Annotated in this window: 13 protein-coding genes; all 13 read right to left on the bottom strand. The window is 66.8% G+C overall.

Annotation, left to right across the window (positions count from 1 at the left end; all coding sequences use genetic code 11):
• Positions 1-21 precede the first annotated feature (21 nt).
• Entirely contained in the window at positions 22-2,802 is a 2,781-nt protein-coding gene (locus BLS75_RS04765; RefSeq protein ID WP_072450456.1) for a malto-oligosyltrehalose synthase, read from the bottom strand.
• Positions 2,799-4,880 carry a 4-alpha-glucanotransferase gene (malQ, locus tag BLS75_RS04760; protein WP_072450454.1) on the bottom strand — a complete coding sequence of 694 codons (2,082 nt, stop codon included), beginning with the start codon at positions 4,878-4,880 and terminating at the stop codon, positions 2,799-2,801. Before malQ ends, BLS75_RS04765 begins: the two co-directional genes overlap by 4 nt.
• Positions 4,877-6,673: a malto-oligosyltrehalose trehalohydrolase gene (gene treZ / locus BLS75_RS04755; RefSeq protein WP_072450453.1), complete on the bottom strand. Its 1,797-nt coding sequence runs from the start codon at positions 6,671-6,673 to the stop codon at positions 4,877-4,879. Before treZ ends, malQ begins: the two co-directional genes overlap by 4 nt.
• A 13-nt stretch (positions 6,674-6,686) precedes the next feature.
• Positions 6,687-8,255: a glycogen synthase GlgA gene (glgA, locus tag BLS75_RS04750; RefSeq protein WP_011061176.1), complete on the bottom strand. Its 1,569-nt coding sequence runs from the start codon at positions 8,253-8,255 to the stop codon at positions 6,687-6,689.
• Positions 8,256-8,813: 558 nt separating this feature from the next.
• On the bottom strand, positions 8,814-9,767 hold the full coding sequence (locus BLS75_RS04745) for a D-2-hydroxyacid dehydrogenase family protein (RefSeq protein WP_072450452.1): 954 nt from the start codon (positions 9,765-9,767) through the stop codon (positions 8,814-8,816).
• Between the two features lie 15 nt (positions 9,768-9,782).
• Entirely contained in the window at positions 9,783-10,793 is a 1,011-nt protein-coding gene (locus BLS75_RS04740) for an alpha/beta fold hydrolase (RefSeq protein WP_072450451.1), read from the bottom strand.
• Positions 10,794-10,971: 178 nt separating this feature from the next.
• Complete coding sequence (locus BLS75_RS04735) at positions 10,972-11,409, bottom strand: YqaA family protein (RefSeq protein WP_011061179.1); 438 nt, start codon at positions 11,407-11,409, stop codon at positions 10,972-10,974.
• Positions 11,406-11,855, bottom strand: a complete 450-nt coding sequence (locus BLS75_RS04730; protein WP_072450449.1) for a DUF411 domain-containing protein — start codon at positions 11,853-11,855, stop codon at positions 11,406-11,408. The genes BLS75_RS04735 and BLS75_RS04730 overlap by 4 nt, the downstream gene beginning before the upstream one ends.
• Before the next feature lie 113 nt (positions 11,856-11,968).
• On the bottom strand, positions 11,969-12,874 hold the full coding sequence (gene copD / locus BLS75_RS04725) for a copper homeostasis membrane protein CopD (protein ID WP_072450448.1): 906 nt from the start codon (positions 12,872-12,874) through the stop codon (positions 11,969-11,971).
• A 3-nt stretch (positions 12,875-12,877) separates the two neighbouring features.
• Positions 12,878-13,255 carry a copper homeostasis periplasmic binding protein CopC gene (copC, locus tag BLS75_RS04720; protein WP_072450446.1) on the bottom strand — a complete coding sequence of 126 codons (378 nt, stop codon included), beginning with the start codon at positions 13,253-13,255 and terminating at the stop codon, positions 12,878-12,880.
• 61 nt (positions 13,256-13,316) lie between these two features.
• A complete protein-coding gene (locus BLS75_RS04715) occupies positions 13,317-14,198 on the bottom strand; it encodes a copper resistance protein B (protein ID WP_083533685.1) in 882 nt (293 codons plus the stop codon).
• Positions 14,195-16,036 carry a copper resistance system multicopper oxidase gene (locus BLS75_RS04710; protein ID WP_072450444.1) on the bottom strand — a complete coding sequence of 614 codons (1,842 nt, stop codon included), beginning with the start codon at positions 16,034-16,036 and terminating at the stop codon, positions 14,195-14,197. The genes BLS75_RS04715 and BLS75_RS04710 overlap by 4 nt, the downstream gene beginning before the upstream one ends.
• Before the next feature lie 249 nt (positions 16,037-16,285).
• The gene (locus tag BLS75_RS04705; protein ID WP_072450442.1) at positions 16,286-16,741 is read right to left on the bottom strand and encodes an SRPBCC family protein; all 456 of its coding nucleotides are present in this window, start codon (positions 16,739-16,741) and stop codon (positions 16,286-16,288) included.
• Positions 16,742-16,799: the final 58 nt, after the last annotated feature.

Here is a 16,799-nt window from a genome sequence, read left to right as displayed (position 1 = left end):
CGCAATGCTCCTGGACTGAATTCAAGGTTGAATCAAAAGGTTGAGCGCAAAGTCTTGCAGTGCGGCGCTAAGCATCAGCTCCCTGTGGGGTGTGACTGCCACCGTGGAAAAAAGTCCATTCAGCTTTTGCCCCGAGGCGTCGAACGGTAGCTGCACCCGGGTATCGCCCCACAGCGGCGCCTCGATCAAGGGCATTGCGCGATCCCCCAGCAGGCCGGCGACCTGCACCGGCACTATCACCACTGCCCGTTGTGCACCGTGCTCGCGCATGAACGCCAGGACCCGCCCGGCATGCTGGCCAAGCACCGGCAGCGGCTGGTAGCGGCCCCGACGAAACAGCTCCGGGTACTGGCCACGCAGGTTCAGGGTGCGGGCGATCACGGCCTGCTTGATGCGTCCGTCGTGCCACTGGGCCAGCCATTGGCGTGGTTCGCCGCCGCTGTCCAGGGCCGCCTGCCGGGCCGGGTAATCCACCGGTCGGCGGTTATCCGGGTCCACCAGGCTGAAATCCCAGAACTCGTTGCCCTGGTACAGGTCGGGGACCCCAGGCACGGTCATGCGCAGCAAGGTTTGCGCCAGGCTGTTGAGGGCGCCCGCCGGGGCAATGGCCCGGGCCGCCGCGGCAATCGACTGGCGCAATGCCAGGCCCTGGGGCGCCAGCAGCAGGGCCTGGACAAAGGCCTGCACGGCCTCTTCGTATTCTGCGTTGGGCGCCGCCCAGCTGCTTTGCAGCTTGGCCTCGCGCAGGGCCTTGAGCTGCCATTGCCAGATCCTTTGTCCATAGCCTTGCAGGGCCGCCTGATCCTCGGCAGCCAGTTCCAGGGGCCAACTGCCCAGCAGGGTCTGGTAAAGGATCAGTTCGTCCCCCGCCGAAGGCGCATCCTCATGCTGGCGCAGGGGCGCGGCCAGGGTGCGCCAGTGTTCCACCTGGGCGGCATACCAGGGGGCCCGTTCGCTGAGCACTGCCAGGCGCGCGCGGCTGTCCTCGCCCCGTTTGTGGTCGTGGGTGGCGCTGGTCAGCAGGTTGTCGGGGAAGCTGGCCAGGCGTTGCTGGCAGGCCGTGTGGAAGGCGGCGATCGGTGCACTGAACTGTTCGCTGTCGAAGCCCACGTCGTTGCGCGCCAGCAGTACCGCCGAGCGGTAGAAGGCGGTGTCTTCCACGGCCTTGGCCGCGGCGGGCGAAGTCAGTTGCTGGAAACGCACGCAGGCGTGGCGCAGCAGCTTGCGCCCACGGCCCGGGGGCTGCTGGCGCCAGCCCTGGCCGCCGAGCCAGCGCTCCAGGTAGTCGAGCACCGGCCTGTCGGCCTCGCCCAGGCTCTGTCGTGCGCCTTCCAGGGCCTGCTGGAACAACTGCTGGTCCTGCTGCCCGCGGCCACAGGCGCTGATATAGGTGCGGTACACCGGGAAGTGCACGATCAGTTCCTGCAAGGCGCGGCGGATGGCCCCCAGGGTCAGGTCGCGGCTCATCAGGTCCAGGCGCGCCACCTGCAACAGGGCCTGGGCCACGCTTTCAAAATCGCTGGCCAGGGAGCCGTTGAGAATCTGCTGACGGGCCAGCAGTGCCTCTTCGGCGAACGCCGCGGGGCGCTGGCTGTGCCGGCTCCACAGTTCGGCCAGCACCGGCTGGCCTGCAGGGGCCTGCTGCAGCAGCGACAGTTGGTTCATGAACTCATAGCCGGTGCTGCCATCCACGCCCCAGTCGCGGTGCAGGGTTTCCCCGGCGCCGAGGATCTTCTCGACGTAGATCGGCAGGTGCTGGCCCGGGCGCAGGCGGTCGATCCGGCGCCGCAGTTTGCGGCAATAGCTGCGCGGGTCGGCCAGGCCGTCGATATGGTCGATGCGCAGGCCGTCCACCAGGCCACGCTGGATCAGCTCGAAGATCTTGCCGTGGGTGGCTTCGAACACCGCCGGGCGCTCGACCCGCAGCCCGCCCAGCTCGTTGACGTCGAAGAAGCGTCGCCAGTTGATGTCGTCGGCGGCGGTGCGCCAGCTGGCCAGGCGATAGCTCTGTTGCTCCAGCAGATGGTGCAGGCGCTGGAAACCTTCGTCGTGGCGTGAGTCGTAGCCTTGCAGGTGGGCGGTGACGGCCTGGTGCAGCGCCGGTTGCTGCAACAGTTGGCCCAGGGCCTGCTGCAGCGGTTGTGCCTGGGCGTGGGCGTCGCCGCTGAAACGCAGGGCGGCAAAGCTGTCGGCCAGGGGCTTGAGGGCCTGGGCGGCATCCGGCGGGCCGGCGAGGCGTAGCAGTTCCCCGAAGTCGGCGGGGCAGATGGGGAAGCAGTGTTCATAGTGGCGAACATGGAAACCGCAGCGATCGTCGTCCAGTTGCAGTTGCAGGCTGCCTTCCTGCAAGGCCTGCCCATAGTCGCTGCCGAGGAAGGGCAGCAACAACTGGCCTTCCATCAGCGGGTCCGGGGAGTGCCACTGGATATCGAAGAACTCACCGTACGGGCTCAGGCGCCCCCATTGCAGCAGGTCCAGCCACCAGGGGTTGTCATTGCCGCCCACCGCCATGTGGTTGGAGACGATATCCAGGATCAGGCCCATGCCGTGCTGGCGCAGGGCATCCACCAGCCGTACCAGGGCCGCCTCGCCCCCCAGCTCGGGGTTGACCCGGGTGGGGTCCACCACGTCGTAGCCGTGCATGGAACCGGCCCGCGCGCAGAGCAGTGGCGAGGCGTAGAGGTGGCTGAGGCCCAGGCCGGCGAAGTAGGGCACCAGGGGCAGCGCATGATCCAGGGTGAAGCCCTGGTGAAATTGCAGGCGCAGGGTGGCCCGTGGCATTGGCGTGGCTGGCGGGCTCATCGGTCACGCTCCAGGGCCTGCTGTCGGGCACAGGCCAGCAGCTCCAGGCGCCGCGCAGCGTCGCTGTCGTCCAGCAGGCGCCGGCTGGCAGTGGCCAGGCGTCGGCGCCAGTTGGGGTGGCTGTCGAGGGTGCCGGGCAGGTTGGCCTGTTCGTCGATGCCCAGGGCGTCCTCCAGGGGCAGCAGCACCAGGGGCGCCCGGGTGTGGCCGAGGAAACGCACGCTGGCGTCTACCACCTGGTCGGCCTCGTGGCTTTCCTCGCGAAAGTTCTGCGGGTCCTGGGCCAGAGCGTGGCGCAGGCCGTTGCGTTCGTGCTGGCGGTGTTCGCGCCAGTGCCGCGCCGCCGCTTCGTCCACCAGGCCCAGGCGCTGGTTCCAGTCGATGTCGCGGCCATGCCACCAGCCGTTGAGGGTCGGCAGGTCATGGGTGCTGGTGGTGGCCAGGGCGTTGTCCGGCCAGTCGAGGATGGGCTTGAAGTGGCAGCCGTGGTCCTGTTCGAACAAAAGCACACGCATGCCGAGCATGGCCCGGGCGGCGAGTTTTTCCCGCAGCCCGTCAGGCACTGTGCCCAGGTCTTCGCCCAGCACTATGGCCTGGTGGCGATGGGATTCCAGGGTCAGCAGGCGCAGCAGGTCGTCCACCGGGTAATAGAGGTAGGCGCCATCGCTGGGGGGCGCGCCCAGGGGAATCACCCACAGCCGTTGCAGGCCCATCACATGGTCGATGCGCAGGCCCCCGGCATGGGCGAAGTTGGCCCTGAGCATTTCGATGAAGGCGCGGAAACCGTGGCGTTGCAGGCCTTCCGGGGAAAAGGCCGATATGCCCCAGCTCTGGCCCTGGCGGTTGAGGATGTCCGGTGGCGCGCCCACCGTCAGGTTGGCCAGTAACTGCTCCTGGCGGCTCCAGGCCTGGCTGCCGCCGCCGTCGGCGCCCACCGCCAGGTCGGCGATCAGGCCGATGCCCATGCCGCCGCTGCGGGCCGCGCTTTGCGCTCGCTCCAGGCTGCGGGCGATCAGCCACTGGCAAAAGGCATGGAAGCTGATTTCGTGGGCCTGTTCCTCGGCGAAATGAGCCAGGGCCGGGCTGGCTGGATCACGCCACTGCGGCGGCCAGTGACGCCAGTCCAGGTCCTCGCCACGGGCGGCGCGCTGGGCCTGGATGGCTTCGAAGCGGCAGTGGTTTTCCAGGGCTTCGCCGGCTGCCCGGCGGTAGCTGGCGAAGTCCTCGTGCAGCGGGTGCTCGCCCTGGCAGAAGCCTTCATACAGCGCCCGCAGTGCCCGCAACTTGGCCTGGGCCGCCAGGGGCCAGTCGATCAGCGGCAACTGTTCCAGGTCCTGCAGTTGTTCGCCCAGGCCACAGGCTTCGATCGCGGTGCGCCAGGCGCGGTCGCCGAGGATCGCGCCAGGGGCGGCATACAGGCTGTTGAGGAACAGCCGGCTGGAAGGCGAATAGGGGCTGTAGCGCAGCGGGTCGCTGCTGAACATGGCGTGCAGCGGGCTGATGGCCAGGGCATCGGCACCGCGTTCGGCGGCCTGGCGCGCCAGTTCTTCCAGGGCCTGGGTATCGCCGAAGCCGCCATCGCCGGGGCGGCGCAGGGCGTACAGCTGCACGCTCAGGCCCCAGGCCCGCGGGGTGGGCTGGTGCACGGCGTCGGCCACGCTGAAGCAGCGTTCGGGGGCCACTGCCAGGACAAAGTGTTCGTCGTCGATACTCACGGCGTGGTAACCCACCGGAATCGAGCCCGGCAGCCGGCTCTCGGCATCCAGGTCCAGGTGCAGCGGGCTGCCATCCTCCAGCCGCAGGACACAGGCCGTGTGCGGGGGGAAGTAGCGCGCCAGGTCCAGGCTCTGGCCGTGGTCGGCGGTCAGCAGCGGTGGCAGGTGCCGGCTCTGTTGCACCCCTTGCAATTGCAGCAGGCTCTGTTCGACCTGCTGCGGGTCTTCGGCCGGATGCCCCAGGCCGGCCAGGACAGCCCGCAGGACCCGGTCCTCGACCTTCTGGGCACGGCCGTTGGCATCGATCCAGTCCACTGCCAGGCCGGCGCGGCTGGCAAGCAGTTCCAGTTGCGCATCGCTCATAGGCATTCTCCATCTGGGTCGGTCGGGGAAGAGGTGGGGGCCAGCAGCACCAGCACGCTGTAGGCGGGCAGTTGGCCCTGGCACCAGTGCTTGAGGGTGTGCGGCGGGTATTCGAAGCACAACTGCGGTGCGGCCTCGGCGGCCAGTTCGACCTGATGCGGGCCGAGGTTGAGGTCGATGCGCAACAGGCTGCCGTCCCCCAGGCGCCAGCGCGCACTCAGGGCGCCCTCGGCCAGTACCTGGCAGCCCAGGGCCCGGGCGCCGGGCAGGCGCGGAACCAGCTCGCGGTGGCGGATCTGCAACAGGCTGCGATACAGCTCGCGGGTGGCCTCGGCCTGTCGGGACTGGGCCTGTGGGCGCGAGGCCTGGAAGGTCGAGGCCGCGTTGGGGTCGGGAATGCGCTGGCGCTGCCCGGCGTCGGCAAAGGCACTGAAGGCGGCGAATTCGTTGCGCCGGCCCTCGCGCACCGCTTCGGCCAACTGGCCCTGGTGGCTGGTGAAGAACAGGAATGGTTCCTGGGCGGCCACTTCGTCGCCCATGAACAGCAGCGGAATCATCGGTGACAGCAGTAACAGCACCGTGGCCGCGTGCAGGGCCTGGGTCGGCGCCAGCTGGTTGAGGCGTTCGCCAAAGGCCCGGTTGCCGATCTGGTCATGGTTCTGCAGAAACAGCACAAAGGCGCTGGGCGGCAGGTGCCCGCTGGGTTCGCCGCGGGCCTCGCCATGGCGGTTGGCATGGCCCTGGAAGGCGAAACCCTGGCTCAGGCAGCGGGCCAGTTGCTCAGTGGGCTGCTCGGCGAAGTCGGCGTAGTAGGCGTCGGTTTCGCCGGTCAGCAGCACATGCAGGGCGTTGTGGCCGTCGTCGTTCCACTGTGCGTCGAAGCCTTGTTGCAGCAGGCTGGCCTGATTGAACTCGTTCTCCAGGTTGAGCCACACATGGCGATCGGGTGGCACTGCCTGGCGGACCCGCTGCGCCAGTTGCCGCAGGAAATCCGGATCGTCGATGGCGTGTACCGCGTCCAGGCGCAGGCCGTCGAAACGGTACTCCAGCAGCCACATCAGGGCGTTGTCGATAAAGAACTCGCTGACCTGCGGGCGGCGAAAGTCGATGGCAGCGCCCCAGGGGGTGTGCAGGTCCTGGCGAAAGAAGCCCTGGGCGTACTCCTGCAGGTAGTTGCCGTCGGGGCCGAAGTGGTTGTAGACCACATCGAGGATCACTGCCAGGCCCAGGCCATGGGCGGTATCGATCAGCGCGCGCAGCTCGTCGGGCGAACCATAGGAGGCTTCCGGGGCGTAGGGCAGCACCCCGTCGTAGCCCCAGTTGCGTTCGCCGGGAAACTCCGCCAGGGGCATCAGCTCGATGGCGGTCACCCCCAGTTCCACCAGGGCCGGCAGGGCTTGCTGCACCGCCTGATAGCCGCCCATGACCCCCACGTGGAGTTCGTAGATCACCGCCTCGTGCCAGGGCCGGCCGCGCCACTGCGGGTGCTGCCATTGATAGCGCTCGGGGTCCACCACCAGGCTTGGCCCGTGGACATCACCGAGCTGGGCCCGGGACGCCGGGTCGGGGACCTGGATCCGCTCGTCGATATTGAAACGGTAGGCGCTGCCCGCGGGGCAGCGCGCCTGGGTCATGAACCAGCCTTCTGGCTGGGGCTGCATGGGCAGCGACTGGCCGTCCGCCAGTTCGACGCTGACGCAGCGCGCATCCGGCGCCCACAGGGCGAACCGGGTGTGCTCGGCATCCAGCAGCCGCGCGCCATGAGTCCAGGTGTGCAGCGTGCTTGAGGGCATCGGTCCTTGCCTCTTACTGTCGGGCGGCCTGTCCCAGGGCCTTGGCCACCAGTTGCTCGTAGAGTTCGGCGTAGGGTTCCACCGCCTTGCACCAGTTGAAGGGCGCGGCCATGGCCCGGCAGCGCATGGCATTGAGCAGCGCCGGGTAGGCGAACACCTTGAAGGCCCGGGTCAGGGCTTCCTGGTAGCTGGCCACGGTGGATTCGTCGAAGAGGAAACCGGTGACGCCGTTCTCGATGGTGTCCGCCAGGCCGCCGGTGTTGCGCGCCACCGGCAGCGAGCCGAAGCGCTGGGCATACATCTGGCTCAGGCCGCAGGGCTCGTAGCGCGAGGGCATGAGCAGGAAATCGCTGCCGGCGAACATGCGCCGGGCGTCGGTCTCGTTGAAGCCGATGTGCACCCCGATGCGGCCGGGGAAGCGCCGGGCCAGGGCGCGCATGGACTGTTCTTCCTCCGGCTCGCCGCGGCCGATGATGGCGATCTGGCCGCCGGACTGCACGATGAACTCGGCCACCGCTTCGGTCAGGTCCAGGCCTTTCTGGTAGACCAGCCGCGAGACCACGGCAAACAGCGGGCCGCTGGAGGCGTCGAGGCCGAACATCTGCCGCACATGGGCGGCGTTGGCTGCCTTGCCGTCCCAGTCGCCAATGCTGAAAGGCGTGAGCAGGTGGGCGTCGGTGGCGGCGTCCCAGCTTTCATCGATGCCGTTGGGGATGCCGCTGAGCAGGCCCTGTTGGGTCTTGCTGGCGAGGAACCCGTCAAGCCCGCAACCGAAGGCCGGGGTGGTGATTTCCTGGGCATAGGTGGCGCTCACCGTGGTGATGTGGCTGGCGTAGGCCATGCCGGCCTTGAGGAACGACAGCTTGCCGTAGAACTCCATGCCTTCCTGTTGCAGGGCGTGCTCGGGGATGCCCAGTTCCGGGCACGAGGCCAGGCTGACCACGCCCTGATAGGCCAGGTTATGAATGGTGAACAGGGTCGGCGTGCGTTGCCCGCGCCAGTGCATGTAGGCCGGCGCCAGCCCGGCGGGCCAGTCATGGGCGTGCACCAGGTCGGGGCACCAGTGGATCTGCGCCAGGTTGGCCGCGATGTCGGCGGCGGCCAGCCCCAGGCGGGCGAAGCGGATGTGGTTGTCCGGCCAGTCGCGGCCGTTGTTGGCGCCGTAGGGCGTGCCTTCGCGCTCGTAGAGTTCCGGGCAGATCAGCACGTAGATCACCAGGCCGTCGGGCATGTCCATGCGCCCGATCTTGCAGGCCGGCAGTGCCGCGTGGCCACCCAGCTCCCCGATGATGTGGATCGGGTTCTCGCTATGCAGCACCTGGGGGTAGCCGGGGATCAGTACCCGCACATCGTGCAGGTGGGCCATGGCCCTGGGCAGGGCGGCAGAGACGTCGCCCAGGCCGCCGGTTTTCACCAGGTCGGCGATTTCCGAGGTGACGAACAGCACTCGCTTGCGGTTGGGATTGGGCCGCGCCAGCGGCAGCACCGTCTTGTTCCCAGGGACCGGAACCGAGGGGGCGGCGCGGTCGCCGGCCTGCTGTTGAGGGTGATCTCCCTGAGTGTCCAATACGGCGCTGATCATGTGTCTCTCCCGTTTTATTGATCTGTTCTGGTGTCTCGAGCGCCGCGCGTGGCCAATTCCTGTGGCCGGGCGCAAACGCGCCACACGTCGATCAGCCTGCGCTGCTCGAGCGTGGAAGCAGAAAGGGTGGAGGAGCCGTTGCAAGGAATGCACCAGTGGCAGCGACCCTACCTTTAACCTGACCTTGGGCCGAAGCGAAAAGTTTCGACTTTTTCTCGGTGAATGTGACTGCCCGGTCACAGTGCGAAATTCAGTCTAGGACAGAACCTAGAGCGGTGCCGGGGGAGGTGGGCGTTTCCCGGGGTTGGCAGGGCGGGCGGCGAACGCGTCCCGACGAAAGGTCGGCCATGCACTGCCCGGGAGCGGGGCCGTTGCGGCCCGGGGGCGAAAATGGGGAGGGGCTGCCAGCGGCCGGTGCCGTTGTGGTGCGACGCCGCCCAAAGAACGGGCACAGGCGGGCTCCTGCGCCCAGCGTCCCTGCGAGCCTGGTCGCCGCCGAACCTGCGAGGCTGCGAAAAGCTGCGCAGGACCTTGCCTGGCGATCGCCACGGGGGGCTTTCAGTTGAGCAGGCGGATCGGCTGGCCGGCGTGCCAGGCTTGCAGGTCTTCGATCATCTGGCCGAAGAACTGCTGGTAGTTCTGCCGGCTGACATAGCCGACATGGGGCGTGGCCAGAACATTGGGCAAGCGCCGCAAGGGGTGGTCGGCAGGCAAGGGTTCCTGGTCGAACACATCCAGTGCGGCCCCCGCCAGCCGGCCCTGTTCCAGGGCGGCAATCAGCGCGGCTTCATCGACAATCGGCCCGCGGGCGGTATTGACCAGCAGCGCCCCGGGCTTCATCCACGCCAGGGCCTGGGCGTCCACCAGGCCACGGCTGCGCTCGCTGAGCACCAGGTGCACCGAGAGCACATCGGCCTGTTCGAACAGTTGCTGCTTGTCGACATGGGTCACGCCGGCCGCGGTCGCGCGTTCAGCGGTGAGGTTCTCGCTCCAGGCAATCACCCGCATGCCGAACACCTGGCCGAATTGCGCCACCCGTTGGCCGATGCTGCCCAGGCCGAGAATGCCCAGGGTCTTGCCGTGCAGATCGCCCCCCAGGCCCTGTTGCCAATCGCCTGCGCGCAGGGCGCAGGCTTCGCCCAGCAGGTTGCGACTCAGGGCCATGAGCAGGGCCCAGGTCAGCTCCGGCGCGGCATGCTTGTAGCTGTCGGTGCCGCACACCTGGATCCCCAGGGCGCTGGCCGCCTTGAGGTCGATGGCGGCGTTGCGCATGCCGCCGGTGAGCAGCAGCTTGAGCTGCGGCAGGCTGCGTAGCAGGGTTTCATCGAACCGGGTGCGCTCGCGCATCACGCAGATCACCTGGAACGGTTGCAGGCGCCGGGCCAGGGTGGCGGGGTCTGCCGGGTAGTCGTGAAGGAAGCTGACCCGGCCGATGCTATCGAGCACCGACCAGTCCACTACCTCGCGCGCTACGTCCTGCCAATCATCGATTACCGCAATCTCTAGTGCCATGTTCGGGCTCCTGGCTCAGGGTTGCTTCAACCAGCCCAGCAGGGCCTGGTGGAAAGGCTCGGGTTGTTCCATTTGCGGTGCGTGGCCCAGCCCCGGGAACTGCACCAGGGTCGAATGGGGGATGCGCTGCGCCACCTTTCTGCCCAGGTCCTGGTAGTGGCCGATGCGCGCCTTGACCTCGGGCGGTGCGATATCGCTGCCGATGGCGGTGGTGTCGGCGGTGCCGATCAGCAGCAGGGTCGGCATCTTCAGGTCCTGGAATTCGTAGTACACCGGCTGGCTGAAGATCATGTCGTAGATCAGCGCCGAGTTCCACGCCACCAGGCGCTTGCCGGGGCCCTGGTTGAGGCCGGCTAGCATGTCCACCCAGCGCTGGTACTCGGCCTTCCAGCGGCCGGCGTAATAGGTCTGCTGCTCGTAGCGGCGGATACCCTCGGTGGTCTGCTTCAGCTCGCGCTGGTACCACTGGTCGACGCTGCGCCAGGGCACGCCCAGGGCTTTCCAGTCTTCCAGGCCGATGGGGTTGACCAGGGCCAGTTGCCGGACCTGATCGGGGTATTGCAGGGCGTAGCGGGTGGCCAGCATGCCACCGGTGGAATGGCCCAGCAGGCTGGCCTGGCTGACGCCAAGCTTGGCCAGCAGTTGATGGGTGTTCTGCGCCAGTTGCTGGAAGCTGTACTGGTAGTGTTCGGGCTTGCTGGAGCTACAGAAGCCGATCTGGTCCGGGACTATCACCCGGTAGCCGGCGGCGCTCAGAGCCTTGATCGAGCCCTCCCAGGTGGCGCCGCAGAAGTTCTTGCCATGCATCAGTACCAGGCTGCGCCCGTTGGCCGGGCTCTGGGGCGGTACATCCATATAGCCCATCTGCAGTGCCTGGCCCTGGGACACAAAGCTGAAGTGCTGCAAGGGATAGGGGTAGTCGAAGCCCTGCAGTTCGGGACCGTAGACCGGCGCCTGGGCGGCGAGGGCAGGCAGGGCCAGGGGCAGCAGCAAGGCACTGAGCCAGCGAGGGGTAGCAAGGGGCATAAGGACACTCCGCAAGGTTGCGGGCGATGCTGTAGCCGCCGGATTAGGGCGAGGTTAAGCCACAGGCAAACCCTGGGCACCGGCTTGTCGACTAGGAAGACCTTGAGGCAGGTGGTGCCGGGGCGGGCGCTTTCGCTGGCAAGCCAGCTCCTGCGCGGTGATGGGGAGCTGCGGGCGCTCAGCCGATCCAGCCCAGGGTCAGCCACGCCAGCACGGCGTAGCGCGCGCCCTTGGCCAGGGTGACCAGCAGCAGGAAGCGCTTGAGGGGTTCGCCCATGACGCCGGCCACCAGGGTCAGCGGATCGCCGATCAGCGGCATCCAGCTCAGCAGGAGCGTCCAGTGGCCATAGCGTTGGTAAGGCCCCCGGGCCCGCTCCAGGTGACGCGGGCTGACCGGAAACCAGCGGCGCTCCTTGTAGTGTTCCAGGCGCTGGCCCAGCCACCAGTTGACCAGCGAGCCCAGGACATTGCCCAGGGTCGCCACCAGCCATAGCCCGAGCACTGCCAGTTGGCTGTTGTGCAGCAACCCCACCAGCAGCGCTTCCGATTGCAGGGGCAGCAGGGTGGCGGCGCCGAACGCCGCCAGGAACAGGCCGAAGTAGGCGCCGAAGATCAACGGGCCGGGTAGTCCGCGACGACCACGTCCTTGCCCTCGCGGGTCAGGCCAATGACCTGGAAGGCATCGGCGCCCATGCCGTCCATTTCCATCCCGGGGGAGCCCATGGGCATGCCCGGGGCGGCGATGCCCAGCAGGTCATCGCGCTTGCGCAGGGCCAGCACCTGTTCGGCCGGCACGTGGCCCTCGACGAACTTGCCGTCGATCACCGCGGTATGGCAGGAGCCCAGGCGCGGGGCGACGCCGAGCCGCTGTTTGACCGCGCTCATGTTGCTTTCCACGTGGTCGGTCACGGCAAAGCCGTTGTCCTGCAGGTGCTCGATCCACTTTTTGCAGCAGCCGCAGTTGGCGTCGCGGTGCACGTCGATGGGAATCAGTTCTCCAGCCTGGGCCAGGGAGCCGATCAGCAGGGCGGACAGGGCCGCCAGACGCAGGGAGTGTTTCATGAAGTGTCTCGTGTTGATCAAAAGAGGAGGCCCGGGAGGCCTGCGTGGATCGTCATGTATTTTGCGGTTTTTAACGCTCCAGGAGCGAGGCTTGTGTATCAAAGTTATACCAATTAACTGCGGGTGCTTTCCGGGCTCAGGATTCCCAGCCAGGCCACCAGGCAGAGCACCAGTACTGCCATCGATGCCTCCAGTGTCAGGCTGCGGCGCAGGGCGGCGATTGCTGGCCGGTGGTCGCCGGTCTGGAGCGAGCGCTGCAGTTGTGGCGTCAGGTGCCAGCGGTTGAGCGCGGCCAGCGCGAGCATGACGGCGAACAGCAGTAGCTTGAGCAGCAAAAGCGAGCCATAGAGGCTGTCCTGCAGGGTGAAGAACTCAGGACCACTGACCAGCAAGTGATTGAGTATGCCGCTCAGCAGCAGCGTGAACACGATCAGCCCACCGGCCTGTTCGAACCCCCTGAGGCGACTGGCCAGCAGGCGTACCTGTGCTTCGCCGGGTAGGTTCCTGCTGTGCAGCGAGAGGAGGAACGCGGCCAGCGCGCCGATCCAGGCTCCGGCCGCCCACAGGTGGAGGATGTCGTTGAACAGGTGCAGAACATGTCGCGCCCCTTCACTCATGGCGCCATGCCCGGCCCAGGCCAGGGTTGCCAGGGCGATACCTGCGCAGCCGAGCGCTATCCAGCGCCGGTGGGATGCCCGGGTATCGCCGGCCAGGGCCAGGACCGCCAGCAGCATCAGCAGGCGTACGCCCCAGCTCTGGCCGACGGCGGTTTGCGTCCACAGCATCCACAGCGTCCGGGCCTGCAGCTCGCTGACGTGGCTCAAGCCGCTGAGGTCCAGGGCCAGCTGCAGCATGGCGGCCAGCGATAGCAACAGGCCAAGCAGCGCCAGGCCCGGCACCAGGCGTTGCAGGTGCCGCGACCGGCAGGCTGCGGGGGTGTGAAAGAGCAGCAGGCCGAACAGCAGCATCAGGTCCAGGTACAGGGCCAGGCGCAGGCCGATGGTGATGGCAGGGTCCATAGCTCAATCCACGGTAAAGGTAACGGCACCGGTGATCGGGTGGGTGTCGGCGGAAACTGCCCGCCATTCGACCTTGTAGCCACCGGCTGCCAGGCGGCTGGCGGGGGTGATGATCATGGTCCTGGGGTCGCTGCCCGGAGCGATGCCGGCCTTGATCGGCATCGGTGGGTGAGCCATGCCGGGCATGGCGGTCATCATCAGCCGGGCGCCAGAGAAGGCCGGGGTGAGGCTTTCCGAAAACTTCAGCTCGATGCGTTCCGGCGCGGGGCCGCGAGCGCCTTCGGTGGGCAGCGAGGACAGCAGTTTCGGGTGGGCCTGGGCGATTCCGACCATCAGCAGTGAGCAGCCGAGAACAAGGCTGAGTTTTTTCAGGTAGGGCATGCAAGGCTCCTGGCGACAAGGGGGAGAGGTGGGGATTGCTGTTGAGGTGTGGGGTACAGGCTCAGAACCATAGGCGCAGGCCCAGGACCCAGCGAGCCTCGCTACGCTTTTCGCCTTCATCGTGGCGATAGTCGGCGGTACTGCCATAGCTGCGGTTCCAGGTCACCCCCACATAGGGCGCAAACTGGCGGTGCAGTTCATAACGCAGGCGCAGGCCGGCTTCGATTTGCGCCAGCCCGGAGCCGCTGCCGCGCTGCGGGTCGTTGCGGCTGTAGAGGTTGACCTCGGCTGTTGGTTGCAGGATCAGCCGGTTGCTCAGCAGGATGTCGTAGTCGCCCTTGAGGCGCAGGGCGGTCTGGCCAGCTTCGCCTATATAGAAGGTGGCCTGGCTCTCGAAGTTGTACAGGGCCATGCCTTGCAGGCCGAACGCGGCCCAGGTCTGCGGTGAACCGGGCTTGAAGTCCTGGCGCACGCCACCAACCAGATCCCACCAGGGGCCGATGGCGTGTCCCCAGAGGGCCTCGAGTTCGGCTTTTTCGGTGACACCCGCGCTGCGTTCGCCTTCGCTGCGTACCCACAGGCGATCGATGTCGCCACCGACCCATCCGTTCAATTCCCAGGCCAGGGCGCTGCCCTGGTCGGCGTCCTGGTACTCCAGCTGATTGAGCAGCCAGAACGAGTTGATGGCCTTGTCATGCACGCCATGCCCGGACACTTCGGGAAAGGCGGCCCGGCGATCGGCATCGGTCGGTGTCGGTATTGGCGTGCGCGAGGTGCTGCGCGCCGGGGCGCTGTCCATGGCCTGCCAGCCATCGTCGACCATTGCGTTCATCTGCAACTGTTCGCCGACACCGGGGGCTGGCCGATGGTCGGCGGCCTGGGCGCTGCACAAGCCGATGCCGAACAGGGCCCCGGGCAAGAGGCGGGAGAGTGTGAGCTTCATACCGGGACCCTCGCTTCCTCGATTCGTACTTCGCGGAACATACCCATCTCCATGTGGAACAGCAGGTGGCAGTGATAGGCCCAGCGGCCCAGGGCGTCGGCGGTGACCCGATAGCTGCGCCGGGTGCCTGGTGGCATGTCGATGGTGTGCTTGCGCACCAGGAAACGCCCTTGTTCATCCTCCAGATCGCTCCAGACCCCGTGCAGGTGGATGGGGTGGGTCATCATGGTGTCGTTGACCAGGGTGATGCGCACCCGCTCGCCGTAGGTCAGGCGCAAGGGCTGGGCATCGCTGAACTTGATGCCGTCAAAGGACCAGGCGAACTTCTCCATGTGCCCGGTCAGGTGCAGTTCGATGGTGCGGCTTGGCTCACGGCCATCGGGATCGTCGAAGGTACTGCGCAGGTCGGCATAGGTCAGGACCCGTCGACCGTTGTTGCGCAAGCCGATGCCCGGGTCGGTGAGTTTGGGCGCAGGGCTCATGGTTTGCATGTCCACCAGCGGGTTGCCGCTTTCCGATGCTGGATGGGACTGCATCGAGGCCATGCCGCTCATTGCTCCATGGCCCATGCCGGCCATCTGGCTGTGGTCCATGTTCGGCATGCTGTCCATCCTGGACGGGGCGCTGTGGTCCATGCCGGCCATCTGCTGCTGACCCATGTCCTCCAGATCGCCGATACCGGATGAGGCACCGTGGTCCATGCCCGCCATGTTGGCGTGGTCCATGCCCATGTCGGCCATGCTGATCAATGGGCGCGGGTCCAGGGCCGGAACCGGCGCGCTGAGGCCCTGGCGCACGGCGAGCGTGCCGCGGGCATAGCCGCTACGGTCCATGGACTGGGCAAAGAGGGTATAGGCCGGCTCTCGGCCCGGCTCGACCAGCACATCGTAGGTTTCGGCCACGGCAATGCGCAGTTCGTCGACGCTGACCGGGTGCACGTATTGGCCATCGGCGGCGACCACGGTCATTTTCAGTCCGGGAATCCGGACATCGAAGTAGGTCATGGCCGAGCCATTGATCAGGCGCAGCCGCAGGGTTTCCCCCGGCCGGAATAGCCCGGTCCAGTTACTGCCGGGAGTCTGGCCGTTGAGTAGGTAGCTGTAGGTGGCGCCGCTGACATCGGCCAGATCGGTGGGGCTCATCTTCATTTCGGCCCACATCTTGCGATCGGCGACGGTGGCGGCCCAGCCGTCGCGGCTGACATCCTCGATAAAGTCGCCAACAGTACGTTTGTGCTGGTTGAAGTAGCCGGACTGCTTTTTCAGGATGTGCATCAGGCGTTCCGGTGACTGGTCGCTCCAGTCGCTGAGCATCACCACCTGTTCGCGGTCGTACCTGAAGGGTTCCGGTTCACGGGCATCGATCACCAGGGGGCCATAGACCCCGGCCTGCTCCTGCAGCCCGGAATGGCTGTGGTACCAGTAAGTGCCGTTCTGCCGTACCTGGAATCGGTATTCGTAGAGGCCATCCGGGGCAATGCCTTGGAAGCTCAGCCCCGGGACCCCGTCCATATTGGCCGGCAGGAGAATGCCGTGCCAGTGGATGGAGGTGTCCTGGTCGAGGCGGTTGTGCACACGGATGGTCACGGTGTCGCCTTCGCGCCAGCGCAGCAATGGGCCGGGTAGGCCACCGTTGATGGTCATGGCGGTGCGCGGGCTGCCGGTGAAGTTGACCGGCGTTTGCGCGATGAACAGGTCGAACTGGCGGCCGCTCAGTTGCTGGGGGTAGCTGCCGCTGTCCAGGGCCCACACTGGGGACCGCCAGAGTCCGCTGCCGGTCAGTAACGCACCGGCGGCCAGGCCTTTGATCACACTGCGTCTTGTTGGATTGCCATGCATGCCGATAGAGCCCCGTCAGTCCTGGAATTGCAGATTGGTTGCCAGGCTAATCAACGGTGGCTGTCAGCAAACTGAGGTTCAGGTTACATAATTGTCAGCACTAAGGGCTTCAGGCCCATGGCTACACGGGACCGATTCAATGGCCGCGGCATGGCCCCGTTGGCCTGGGCCGGAGATGGATTACCAAGCGCCAGGGCGATGCCCGGTTGCGGCTGTACACGGTCGCCAGGTAACCATGCCTGTTTGCCCTCAGTTGTCTGGGTCTTCCAGACGCTGCTTGAGGTTGGCCAGGGCCTGGCTCGAAAGCTGCTCCATGCGTGCTCGCAGGCCACTGAGCTGCAGGTCGGTGGCGTATTCCAGGGTGCGCCGGAACAGTGTGCCGTCGCCCTGCTTGCTCAACTGGTAGTGGATCGAACCGTCCAGCGCGGCGGAACTGAACAGGGTCTTGAACTCCTTGGGAAACACCGCCACCAGCACCCGGTAGCTGATGGGCAGTTGCACCCCCAGCAAGTCCATGGTTTCACTGAAGCGGTGGCCGGCGGGCAAGGAGCCGCACAGTCCGGTGTCGGCACGCAGGCTGGCAGGGTGCCACTCCGGCCAGCGGTCCGGCTGCGTCACGTAGTAGTAGACGGTGTCGATGCTGGCCTGGATAAACAGTTCGTGGCTGATCTGTTCATGCAACAGATGTGTCTGGCGCTGACCCATGGGGCACCTCACGTCCTTGTGACCGGAGCCTGAAATATAGTCCCGCCCCGGCGGGCTG

Origin of the sequence: Pseudomonas sp. NFPP12 (assembly GCF_900103205.1) — a bacterium.
GTDB lineage: Bacteria > Pseudomonadota > Gammaproteobacteria > Pseudomonadales > Pseudomonadaceae > Aquipseudomonas > Aquipseudomonas protegens.
This window is presented reverse-complemented; position numbering and strand designations above follow the sequence as displayed.

Bases quoted from the DNA above. Each gene is read 5' to 3' on its own strand.
- BLS75_RS04765 (WP_072450456.1), bottom strand. From the start codon at position 2,802: ATGAGCCCGCCAGCCACGCCAATGCCACGGGCCACCCTGCGCCTGCAA.
- malQ (WP_072450454.1), bottom strand. From the start codon at position 4,880: ATGAGCGATGCGCAACTGGAACTGCTTGCCAGCCGCGCCGGCCTGGCA.
- treZ (WP_072450453.1), bottom strand. From the start codon at position 6,673: ATGCCCTCAAGCACGCTGCACACCTGGACTCATGGCGCGCGGCTGCTG.
- glgA (WP_011061176.1), bottom strand. From the start codon at position 8,255: ATGATCAGCGCCGTATTGGACACTCAGGGAGATCACCCTCAACAGCAG.
- BLS75_RS04745 (WP_072450452.1), bottom strand. From the start codon at position 9,767: ATGGCACTAGAGATTGCGGTAATCGATGATTGGCAGGACGTAGCGCGC.
- BLS75_RS04740 (WP_072450451.1), bottom strand. From the start codon at position 10,793: ATGCCCCTTGCTACCCCTCGCTGGCTCAGTGCCTTGCTGCTGCCCCTG.
- BLS75_RS04730 (WP_072450449.1), bottom strand. From the start codon at position 11,855: ATGAAACACTCCCTGCGTCTGGCGGCCCTGTCCGCCCTGCTGATCGGC.
- copD (WP_072450448.1), bottom strand. From the start codon at position 12,874: ATGGACCCTGCCATCACCATCGGCCTGCGCCTGGCCCTGTACCTGGAC.
- copC (WP_072450446.1), bottom strand. From the start codon at position 13,255: ATGCCCTACCTGAAAAAACTCAGCCTTGTTCTCGGCTGCTCACTGCTG.
- BLS75_RS04715 (WP_083533685.1), bottom strand. From the start codon at position 14,198: ATGAAGCTCACACTCTCCCGCCTCTTGCCCGGGGCCCTGTTCGGCATC.
- BLS75_RS04710 (WP_072450444.1), bottom strand. From the start codon at position 16,036: ATGCATGGCAATCCAACAAGACGCAGTGTGATCAAAGGCCTGGCCGCC.
- BLS75_RS04705 (WP_072450442.1), bottom strand. From the start codon at position 16,741: ATGGGTCAGCGCCAGACACATCTGTTGCATGAACAGATCAGCCACGAA.